The sequence below is a fragment of the Pseudomonas brassicacearum genome (assembly GCF_003732225.1).
Classification (GTDB): Bacteria; Pseudomonadota; Gammaproteobacteria; order Pseudomonadales; family Pseudomonadaceae; genus Aquipseudomonas; species Aquipseudomonas brassicacearum_E.
Genome location: NZ_MOBJ01000002.1, coordinates 299,805 through 310,499, shown reverse-complemented (window position 1 = coordinate 310,499; position 10,695 = coordinate 299,805). Strand labels below are relative to the sequence as shown.

Annotated in this window: 10 protein-coding genes; 1 reads left to right on the top strand and 9 read right to left on the bottom strand. The window is 57.5% G+C overall.

What is annotated here, in order from left to right:
- Nucleotides 1-251 precede the first annotated feature (251 nt).
- The 6 genes from msrQ to BK659_RS03040 all read right to left on the bottom strand — a co-directional run bounded on the left by msrQ (nucleotide 252) and on the right by BK659_RS03040 (nucleotide 6,232).
- Complete coding sequence (gene msrQ, locus BK659_RS03065; RefSeq protein ID WP_123423656.1) at nucleotides 252-872, bottom strand: protein-methionine-sulfoxide reductase heme-binding subunit MsrQ; 621 nt, start codon at nucleotides 870-872, stop codon at nucleotides 252-254.
- Entirely contained in the window at nucleotides 872-1,885 is a 1,014-nt protein-coding gene (gene msrP / locus BK659_RS03060; protein WP_123423655.1) for a protein-methionine-sulfoxide reductase catalytic subunit MsrP, read from the bottom strand. Before msrP ends, msrQ begins: the two co-directional genes overlap by 1 nt.
- 63 nt (nucleotides 1,886-1,948) lie before the next feature.
- Nucleotides 1,949-2,806, bottom strand: a complete 858-nt coding sequence (gene pssA / locus BK659_RS03055) for a CDP-diacylglycerol--serine O-phosphatidyltransferase (protein ID WP_123423654.1) — start codon at nucleotides 2,804-2,806, stop codon at nucleotides 1,949-1,951.
- A 144-nt stretch (nucleotides 2,807-2,950) separates the two neighbouring features.
- A complete protein-coding gene (gene ilvC, locus BK659_RS03050; RefSeq protein ID WP_064454150.1) occupies nucleotides 2,951-3,967 on the bottom strand; it encodes a ketol-acid reductoisomerase in 1,017 nt (338 codons plus the stop codon).
- 46 nt (nucleotides 3,968-4,013) lie between these two features.
- Nucleotides 4,014-4,505 (bottom strand): acetolactate synthase small subunit, encoded by a 492-nt coding sequence (gene ilvN, locus BK659_RS03045; RefSeq protein ID WP_003176102.1) that lies wholly within the window; start codon nucleotides 4,503-4,505, stop codon nucleotides 4,014-4,016.
- 2 nt (nucleotides 4,506-4,507) lie between these two features.
- The gene (locus tag BK659_RS03040) at nucleotides 4,508-6,232 is read right to left on the bottom strand and encodes an acetolactate synthase 3 large subunit (RefSeq protein ID WP_123423664.1); all 1,725 of its coding nucleotides are present in this window, start codon (nucleotides 6,230-6,232) and stop codon (nucleotides 4,508-4,510) included.
- Between the two features lie 399 nt (nucleotides 6,233-6,631).
- On the opposite strand from BK659_RS03040, the gene BK659_RS03035 reads away from it, so the two are divergent.
- Nucleotides 6,632-7,054 carry a DUF4124 domain-containing protein gene (locus BK659_RS03035; RefSeq protein WP_123423653.1) on the top strand — a complete coding sequence of 141 codons (423 nt, stop codon included), beginning with the start codon at nucleotides 6,632-6,634 and terminating at the stop codon, nucleotides 7,052-7,054.
- 95 nt (nucleotides 7,055-7,149) lie between these two features.
- On the opposite strand, the gene BK659_RS03030 is transcribed toward BK659_RS03035, so the two are convergent.
- Genes BK659_RS03030 through mrcB form a run of 3 tightly spaced genes read right to left on the bottom strand, consistent with a single transcriptional unit; the run spans nucleotide 7,150 to nucleotide 10,584 of the window.
- Complete coding sequence (locus BK659_RS03030; protein ID WP_123423652.1) at nucleotides 7,150-7,485, bottom strand: YqcC family protein; 336 nt, start codon at nucleotides 7,483-7,485, stop codon at nucleotides 7,150-7,152.
- Nucleotides 7,485-8,243: a tetratricopeptide repeat protein gene (locus BK659_RS03025; protein WP_123423651.1), complete on the bottom strand. Its 759-nt coding sequence runs from the start codon at nucleotides 8,241-8,243 to the stop codon at nucleotides 7,485-7,487. The genes BK659_RS03030 and BK659_RS03025 overlap by 1 nt, the downstream gene beginning before the upstream one ends.
- 16 nt (nucleotides 8,244-8,259) lie before the next feature.
- Nucleotides 8,260-10,584 carry a penicillin-binding protein 1B gene (gene mrcB, locus BK659_RS03020; protein ID WP_123423650.1) on the bottom strand — a complete coding sequence of 775 codons (2,325 nt, stop codon included), beginning with the start codon at nucleotides 10,582-10,584 and terminating at the stop codon, nucleotides 8,260-8,262.
- Nucleotides 10,585-10,695 lie beyond the last annotated feature (111 nt).

Below are 10,695 nucleotides of genomic sequence, written 5' to 3'. Positions count from 1 at the left end.
TTAGCGGGAGGCGAATTCTACAGCGTTACTCGCTGCTGTCAACACCTCTTTTTTCCGCTTTCGACCGAGAAGATCGAACCGTCAACAAGGCGAAAACACACTGCCTTATCAACTCCTTCGGGCTTCGATGAACTGAAGCGTAACCGCTGTCGAAAACCGCGTAACTCTTTGTTTGCCAAGGAGTTTTCCGTTTCGACTGCGCCGGAAGTGGGGCGAATTATAGACTTCCAGAATCTGCCGTCAAGGGTTAATTACGCTTTTGTTGCAGAAGGTGCTTTTCTGGCCACTAAACGCGGAACTCGGCGCGTTACAGATGGCACACGTAGCACTAATAGCAGCGCACCTATAGAGGCATAGATCGCCCACTCCTTCAGATCCGCCCGAACTATCCAGAGCATATGCAGCAATCCAAGACCAAGGATTACATAGACCAAACGATGCAACTTCTTCCAGCGGACACCCAAACGTCGCTGGCTATAACGATTGGACGTTACCGCCAGCATCAACAAACAAAGGAACCCCAGGCTGCCGATAACAATGTACGGCCGCTTGCTCAGCTCCACCCCCAACTGAGACCAATCAAGACCAAGGATAAAAACCAGATAAGCACTCAGATGCAGAACAACATAAGCAAAACACCACAACCCGAGCTGCCGCCGAACAGCAATCCAGCCCGCCCACCCCGTCAGCCTCTGTATAGGCGTCATGCTCAAGGTGATCAACAGCAGGATCAGCGCTCCCAGCCCCAATCGATCAACCAGCACCTTTCCCGGATCCGGCCCCAACGCAAAGCTCCAGGCCTCATACAGCCAGAGTAACGGCCACACCATCACTGCTATAAAGACGCCGACGCGCCACACAGAAAAACGCATCAGTAGTTCTTCCTCAGATCGAGACCTGTATAGAGAGAAGCAACTTCATCCGCGTAGCCATTGAACATCTGCGTCTCACGCACATTGGGCTTGAACAATCCGCTCGGCAGACGTCGCTCACGCGCTTGAGTCCAGCGCGGGTGATCAACCGTCGGATTCACGTTTGCATAGAAGCCATACTCATCGGACGCGATGCTTTGCCAGGTGGTTTTCGGTTGCTCGCTGACCAGACTGATACGCACGATGGATTTGACGCTCTTGAACCCGTACTTCCACGGCACCACCAAGCGCAAAGGCGCGCCATTCTGATTGGGCAGCTCGCGGCCATACATGCCGACGGCAAGAATCGCCAACGGATTCATCGCTTCGTCCAGACGCAGTCCTTCTACATAAGGCCAGTCGATCAAGGCAAAACCTGAGCGCTGCCCCGGCATGGTCTTGGGGTCCTGCAAGGTTTCAAAACGAATGTATTTAGCCTTGGAGGTAGGCTCGACCTGGCCGAGCAGTGCCGAGATGGGAAAGCCGATCCACGGAATCACCATCGACCAGGCTTCTACACAACGCAGACGATAGATGCGCTCCTCCAACTGATACGGTTTCATGAAGTCCTCCAGCGCATAACGCCCCGGCTTACTCACCTCACCATCGATAACCACAGACCACGGCTCGGTTTTCAGTGCACCAGCGTTCTGCGCAGGATCACCCTTGTCGGTACCGAACTCATAGAAGTTGTTGTAGTGGGTCGCATCGTTGAACGGCGTGATCGCCTCATCCTTGACGGTCACCGCCTCCCACTGGGTTGCAGGGAGCTTTTTGGAAAACCAGGAAGGCGCCTTGCCCGACTCGACATCCGCGTACCGAGCCGCGCTGTCGGCGCTGGCCCAACGTGGAAGGCCGCTGACCGCCATACCGGCGATAGCCCCACCAAGCACACTGCGACGAGAGAGGTAGAGAGACTCAGGCGTGACGTCCGACTCATGACAGTCGGACGACTTGGGAAACTTGAATAACATGGCAACTCCGCAGAATTGGAGGACAGATGCACCAATAGACTGCGGAGTATGGGGGAAATTACATCACTCGGCGTTTTTGTGCCGACGAAGACGCAACAGGTACTGCACCGGACCAGAAGCTGCATAGGCGAGGAAAACCAGCAGCAAAATGCGCGGTGGATCGCTGAAGACCACCGCAAACACCAGCACCACAGCCAGGATCGCCACGAAAGGTACGCGCCCTTTCAGGTCCAGCTCCTTGAAGCTGTTGTACTTGATGTTGCTGACCATCAGCATACCAGCGGCGGCAACCATCAGCGCAACCAGGAAGGACATCTTGGAGCCCTGAATCCCGTAATCGCTGAATGCCCAGACAATGCCTGCGACTACACCGGCAGCGGCCGGACTGGCCAGACCGATGAAGTAACGTTTATCCGCAGTGCCGACCTGAGTATTGAAGCGCGCCAGACGCAATGCCGCGCCCGCAACATAGATGAAGGCAACCATCCAGCCAACCTTGCCCATATCCCCCAGCGCCCAGCCGAATGCCAACAATGCCGGCGCGACACCAAAGGCGACCATGTCCGACAGCGAGTCGTACTCGGCACCGAAGGCGCTTTCGGTGTTGGTCATGCGCGCTACCCGGCCATCAAGGCCGTCGAGGACCATGGCGACGAAAATCGCGATCGCCGCGAAAGCAAAATACTTGCTCGCGCTTACAGCATCACCGGCACTCAAGGCGCTCTGGGCGCTCATCGAGTTGATGATGGAATAGAACCCTGCGAACAGGTTCGCAGTGGTGAACAGATTCGGCAGAAGATAGATACCACGATGCCGGACTTTACGGCCGTCAGCGTCATGCCCCTCTTCGACATGCTCATCGATGGGTAGCAGGCTTTCGGCGTCAGAGGCCTGGTTTGGCTCTTCGGGACGTTCGCTCATGGACATTACCTTGCAACGGTGTGGAAAGTTTCGACAGGAGTCTGCGACAACGGTTCGGCCGCAAACGATGCAGCTTTATACCAGAACCGACCACTCAAACGAAAAAACGCGGCCTAAGCCGCGTTTTCTGTACACGCTCGTGACTTAGTTTTTGGCTTTGTCGACGATTTTGTTGGCGCCGATCCACGGCATCATCGAGCGCAGTTGCTCGCCGATGATCTCGATGCCGTGCGCAGCGTTGTTACGACGCTTGGCGGTCATCGAAGGATAGCCGGTAGCACCTTCGCTGATGAACATCTTGGCGTATTCGCCGTCCTGAATACGTTTCAGGGCATTACGCATGGCCTGACGGGATTCAGCGTTGATGACTTCAGGGCCGGTAACGTACTCGCCGTACTCAGCGTTGTTGGAGATCGAGTAGTTCATGTTGGCGATACCGCCTTCGTACATGAGGTCAACGATCAGCTTCAGTTCGTGCAGGCACTCGAAGTAGGCCATTTCTGGCGCGTAGCCAGCTTCAACCAGGGTTTCGAAACCGGCTTTGACCAGTTCAACGGTACCGCCGCACAGAACGGCTTGCTCGCCGAACAGGTCGGTTTCGGTCTCGTCCTTGAAGGTGGTTTCGATGATGCCGGTACGACCACCGCCAACGCCAGCAGCGTAGGACAGTGCAACGTTTTTGGCGTTGCCGGAAGCATCCTGATAGATAGCGATCAGGTCAGGAATACCGCCGCCTTTTACGAATTCGGAACGCACGGTGTGGCCCGGAGCCTTCGGTGCAATCATGATCACGTCGAGGTCAGCGCGCGGCACAACCTGGTTGTAGTGGATCGCGAAGCCGTGGGAGAAGGCCAGGGTGGCGCCTTTCTTGATGTTCGGCTCGATTTCGTTCTTGTACAGCGCAGACTGGAACTCGTCCGGGGTCAGGATCATGACCAGGTCGGCAGCAGCAACAGCAGAAGCAACGTCAGTCACTTTCAGGCCGTGAGCTTCGGCTTTGGAAACAGTGGCCGAACCTTTACGCAGACCAACAGTAACGTCAACGCCGGAATCTTTCAGGTTGCACGCTTGAGCGTGGCCCTGGGAACCGTAACCGATGATGGCAACTTTCTTGCCCTGGATGATCGACAGGTCGCAGTCTTTTTCGTAATAAACTTTCATGAATTTCCCCTATGTCCAGGCCGTTCAGGCCGTTCGCTAATTTGGTTTAGATGCTGAGTACTTTGTCGCCGCGGGCAATCCCGGTGACGCCACTGCGTACGGTTTCCAGAATCGAGGCAGTGCCGATCGACTGAATGAAACTGTCGAGCTTGTCGCTGGTACCGGTCAATTGAACGGTATACACGCTGGCGCTGACATCGACGATCTGCCCACGATAAATATCGGTAGTGCGTTTGATCTCGGCGCGCTGGGCGCCGGTGGCCTTGACCTTGACCAGCATCAGTTCGCGCTCGATGTGAGCACTCTCCGACAGGTCGACCAATTTGACCACTTCGATCAACTTGTTCAGGTTCTTGGTGATCTGCTCGATCACTTCATCGTGGCCGACTGTAGTCAACGTCAGACGCGACAGGGTCGGGTCTTCGGTCGGCGCCACGGTCAGGCTTTCGATGTTGTAGTTGCGCTGCGAGAACAGACCGACTACACGAGACAAAGCGCCCGGTTCGTTTTCCAGAAGCAAGGAAATAATGTGTCGCATGATTAAGTACGCTCCGTCTTGCTCAGCCACATATCGCGCATGGAGCCGTCTTTGATCTGCATCGGGTAGACGTGCTCACTGGTGTCGACCGAAATGTCGATCACCACCAGGCGATCTTTCATGGCGAACGCTTCCTCCATCTTCGGCTTCAAATCTTTCGAATCGGTGATGCGCACGCCGACGTGGCCATAGGCCTCTGCCAACTTGACGAAGTCAGGCAGCGACTCCATGTAGGAATGCGAGTGACGACTACCGTAACTCATGTCCTGCCACTGGCGAACCATACCCAGAACACCGTTGTTCAGGATCACGATCTTTACCGGCAAACCGTATTGCAGGCAGGTCGACAATTCCTGAATGTTCATCTGGATACTGCCCTCGCCCGTTACGCAGGCGACGTCGGCATCCGGGAAGCTCAACTTGATGCCCATGGCCGCCGGGAAACCGAAGCCCATGGTGCCCAGGCCGCCGGAGTTGATCCAGCGGTTAGGCTTGTTGAACTTGTAGTACTGCGCCGCGAACATCTGGTGCTGACCCACGTCGGAGGTCACAAAGGCATCGCCCTTGGTCACTTCGCAGAGGGTTTCGATCACGGTTTGCGGCTTGATGACGCTGCCGTCGCCCTTGTCATACGGGAACAGGCCGCGATCACCGCGCCACTCGTCGACTTGCTTCCACCAACTGGCAACGGACTCCTTGTTCGGGGTCTCGCCGATTTCCTTGAGGATCGCGACCATCTCGGTCAGGACGCTCTCGACCGGGCCAACGATAGGCACGTCTGCCTTGATGGTTTTGGAAATCGAAGCCGGGTCGATGTCGATGTGAATGATCTTGGCATTCGGACAGAACTTGGCCGGGCCGTTGATCACGCGGTCATCGAAACGCGCGCCGACAGCAAGAATCACGTCGGCGTGGTGCATGGCCAGGTTAGCGGTGTAGCTACCGTGCATGCCGAGCATGCCGATGAACTGACGGTCGGTGCCAGGGTAGGCACCCAGGCCCATCAGGGTGTTGGTCACCGGCAGGTTGAGCATTTGCGCCAGTTCGGTCAGCGGCGCGGAGCCACCACCAAGAATCACGCCGCCGCCTGCGTAGAGCACAGGACGCTTGGCCGCCAGGAGCATTTCTGCTGCCTTGCGGATTTGCCCGGAGTGACCGCGAACAGCCGGGCTGTAGGAACGCAGCTTGGCTTTTTTCGGGAAGACGTATTCGAACTTCTCGGCCGGGTTGGTCATGTCTTTCGGGATATCGACAACGACAGGACCAGGACGACCAGATTGCGCCAGGTAGAACGCTTTCTTCATGACGTCCGGGATTTCCGACGCGTGCTTGATCATGAAGCTGTGCTTCACGATCGGCCGGGAGATACCGATCATGTCGGTTTCCTGGAACGCATCGGTGCCTACCATGGTGCTAGGCACCTGGCCGGAAATGATCACCATCGGAATGGAGTCCATGTAGGCCGTGGCAATACCGGTGATGGCGTTGGTTGCGCCCGGGCCAGAGGTCACCAGTACTACGCCGGCTTTACCGGTAGCACGGGCATAGCCGTCAGCCATATGGGTCGCAGCCTGCTCGTGACGAACCAGGATGTGGGTCACTTCCGGCTCTTTGAACAGGGCATCGTATACATGAAGGAGAGCACCACCCGGGTACCCGTAGATATATTTGACGCCTTCGTCACGCAAAAAGCGGACGAGCATCTCACCGCCAGATAAAAGCTCCACGTTGTTCACCTCTAAAACGCCAGAATACCGCCCACATATAGGGGACGGGTCTTAATAGGTTTACTTCTCGGCAGAGCATGAGCGACGGTGGTCGCCGACTACGTCAGCACTGACTGAGCAAGTATTGGGATCGTCCCAAGTGTTGCGGGGCTTTCCCACCCAGCGCGAGGTAACGCGTTGCGGGTGTAACAGGTCGGCGCGGATGTGCGCCTCATGATCTGCCGAGTGGGTCTGCTTCTGGCAGTCCCTCTACAGCGGACTTTGGATTCTTCTGTTTCGCCCTCTGCAAGTCAAGTCGTCAATGTGCTTTATTCGAACTAAGCGCATGAGAACGCAAGAAAAAACCTTTAAACAGCAGGTGTGTTAGCTTCAATTGCGCACCCACGACAAGGAAACGGCATGCGAACGTTCTTCTTCACGGCCAGTCTGCTGATCGGCCTGAGCCCTTTGTGCATGGCCAGTCCGATCTACAAATGGATCGATGGCCAGGGCGTTACCCATTTCGATGCTCAGCCGCCCCAGGGCCAGGAAGCCACGACTGTGGTGAAGCCCGCCCTGCCCGTCGGCAAACCGAGCCCGCCACCACGCAGCAGCGCCATAGGCGATCAACAGGCCATCGACAACTCGGTGAAAAAACAGGTGGCCGAGCAGCAAGCCCAGCTCAAGACGTTCTGCGAACAAACGCGAGCGAACCTGGCGCAACTGCAGAACAATCCGCGATTACGCGAGGAAGTCGACGGTGAGATGCGTCGCCTGACAGACCAACAGCGTCAGGAACGCATCACCGAAGCACAAAAACAGATCAAGGATAACTGCCAGTAGACACCTGTAGGAGCTGTCGAGTGAAACGAGGCTGCGATCTTTTGATTTTGTTTTTTAACAGAAAAGTCAAAAGATCGCATCTGGCAGTTTTCGGCTTAGCGGGAAGCCGTGATGAGCTGATCGAACTCTTTGAGCAAGACCTGCAGCTGCCGATCCTTGCCCTGGACATTGCGCGCAGCGAAGACCATCTCGGCCATTTCCTGAATGCCCGAGGCATTGGGCAGCGGCAGGTTGTTCTCAAGGATGGCCTTCATGCGCGGCAAGAAGATCCATTGCAGCCACTGTTCGAAATCCAGCGTATCGACGGAAAATGGCTCGACGCTGTTCAACGCTTCAGCGCTTGGCGGGAGCTCGTCCCACCAACCCTGAAGACGCAACTCGCGCTCGATCAGCAGCAGCTGTTCAGCGATCTTCGGAAAACGTACATCCATCAGAGCGTAACCTTGGCCTTTTGACGAGCCAGTGCGGCACCGGCGGAATCACCCTGCTTGTCACGCGCCTGGGCAATCAACGCCCACAGACTGGCCTGAAGATCCGGACGACCATTGGCAAACGTCAAACCGCGACGAGCGAACTGCTCGGCCTGCGCTGCATCGCCCTGGGCCATGCGCACCTGCGCCAGACGGTAGAGCACTTGCGGTTCACGCGGAGCAACCCGCTGAGCACGCTCAAGGCTTGAGGATGCGCCATTCAGATCACCGCTCGCCTGTTGCTGCTGAGCGGTAGTCAGCAAGGCCAGCACCGGACCGTCCAGTTGCTCGTCGGCAGACAAACCGCCGGCGCTGCTGGCGGAAGGAATTCCGCTCGGCGTCGATGGCATGCTGTAGTTACCCTGATTGATCGGCGCCGACTGGAGCGGTCCGCTGTCAATCGGACCCGGAGTTATCGGACCGGAGCTGATCGGGCCAGGGCTGATCGGTTGAGTGCTGATTGGCGTCGAAGTCGTCGCGCCAGCACCCGGCACCATCACCACCACGCCAGTGTCACCCTGTGGGATCGCCTGAGTCTGGGCCTGTGCCGGACGCTTTACGGTAGTTTTGCGGAAACCGCCATTGGCAGAAATCCGTTCACTGTTGGACACCGCCGTACCGGAGTCGACCACTGGAATCGAGCCGTGCTGCACACTGGAGCAGCCGCTGAGCAAAGCCAGAGCTGTCACCGTAACCGCTGGAATAAACCACTTGTTCACTTGAAACCCTCTTCGCTTAATTCATCCAGCCCTTGACCCAATCCATCACCGATTCGCCTGAAGCGGGGCTTGAACCACCGCACGCAGCGCCGGGAGGCGGTTCGCTGCCGCGAATATACGGCATCTGCACTGCGCCTGGGCAGCTGGCTTCAGAGCCCTGCCCGGTACGCGAATCGACCCAGGCCTGAACGACATTATCCGGCTGCGGCATATCCAGCGGCAACGGGTCGGCTTTGCGCATGAAACTGGTCCAGACTTGCAGCGCGCCCGTGGCACCGGTGAACGGCGTCTTGCCGTTGTCATCGCGACCCAGCCAGACCACCGCCAGCAGATCCTGACTGAAACCGGCAAACCAGCTGTCTCGCGAGTCGTTACTGGTACCGGTTTTACCCGCCAGGGTCAGCGTCTTGGGCAGCACGTTATAGACCGAACTGCCGGTACCTTCACGCATCACGCGCTGCATGGCGCTCTGGATCAGGTAGATGGAAGCCGGATCGAAACGTTGCTGAATCTGGAACGGATAACGCTTGAGCGGCTGACCTTCGGCGGTCAGTACGCTGCGAATCCCGCGCATCGGCGTGTTGAAACCGCCGTTGGCGAGGGTCTGGTACATGGTTGCCACTTCGATTGGCGTCAAGCCACCCGCCCCCAGCAACATCGACGGGAAGGCCGGAAATTCCCGGGTGATGCCCAGACGCCCAAGGGTTTTCAGGACGTTCGGCACGCCGACTTCCAGACCCAGACGCGCGGTCGACAGGTTGTAGGAATGCGCCAGCCCCTGGTACAGGAATACCGTGCCGTGGGAGCGACGATCATAGTTCTGTGGCTTCCAGATCTGACCATCCGCACCTTTTACCGAGAAGGATTCATCGGACAGCCAACTGGTCAAGGTGTACTGGCTCGGCTTCTCAAGCGCGGTCAGGTACACCGCTGGCTTGATCAGGGAACCGATTGGCCGCACCGCATCCAGCGCGCGGTTGAAGCCGGCGAAACTCGCCTGACGGCTGCCGATCATCGCCTGGACTTCACCGGTTTCCGGGTTGGTCACGACCATCGCCGCCTCAACGTCGTCCGAACCTTTACGGCCGGCGAGGCGCTTGAAGGTATCGTTGACCGAGGCTTCAGCCTTCATCTGCAGGATCGGGTCGAAGCTGGTGAAAATCCGCAGGCCTTCTTCGGTCAAGTCTTCGTCGCGGTAGTCTTGGCGCAGCTGGCGCTTGACCAGATCGAGGAAGCCCGGAAACGAGCTGTCTGCCAGGCTGCCGCGCTTGGTCACGCCCAGCGGCATCTTCTTCGCAGCGGCGACTTGCTCGGCGGTGGCAACACCTTGCTGTTCCAGCAGATCGAGCACCAGATTGCGTCGCTCAAGCGCGCGTTCCGGGTAGCGACGCGGGTTGTAGTAGGACGGCCCTTTGACCATGCCCACCAACAACGCGACTTGATGCAACTTGAGTTCGGACAGCGGCTGGCTGAAGAAGAACTGACTGGCCAGACCGAAGCCGTGCACGGCGCGCTGACCGTCCTGACCGATGAACACTTCATTGAGGTACGCCTCAAGAATGTCCGGCTTTTTGTAGTGCAACTCAAGCAGCATCGCCATCATCGCCTCGGTCAGCTTACGGCTCAGGCTGCGCTCGTTGGTCAGGTAGAAGTTCTTGACCAACTGCTGCGTCAATGTACTACCGCCCTGACGCATTTGCCCGGCCGACGTGTTGACCCAAACGGCCCGCATGATCGACTTCGGCGACACACCAAAGTGGTGATAGAAGTCGCGGTCTTCCACCGCTACCAGCGTATCGAGCAGATACGGCGGCACCTGATCGATCTTGATCAGGATGCGGTCTTCGAGGTTTTTCGGATAAAGACCACCGATCAGCAGCGGTTCAAGGCGCACTACGGATAGCTTCGAACCGTTGGTCGCCGACAACTCGGCGACGTAATCGCCAGAGAAACGCACACGTACCGGTTGAGCCTGCTCCAGGCCTTCATAGAACTGGAAACCACGGGTGTTCAAGTCAACGGTATTGCCGTTGACCGACGCCGCGCCCGGTCCATTGGCCACGCTTTCGCGGCGATAACCCAGGGCGTCGAGCTCGGTGAGAAAGTCATCCCTGCTCAGCTTCTGTCCGACGAACAGCTCGAGCGGGCGCGCATAAACCTTGGCCGGAATGGTCCAGCGCTTGCCGGAGAACTTCTCCTGGACCACGGCATCGAGGTAAACCGCGAAGCCTGCCAGCACCACGAGGCCGACCAGACTGAGCTTCAAGGCCCAGCCTAACCAGGGGCGCAGGCCGCTAGAAGGAGGTTTTTTAGGGGAACGAGGGGATCGGGTACGAGTCATGGCGGCGGATTATACGCACTTTATTCCTGATCAACATGAGCCCGGCGAGGTTTGCGTTAGCCCCGCTTGCGGCCATAATGTCGCCCTTGAATTTTCCCAGACTCTGAAGGA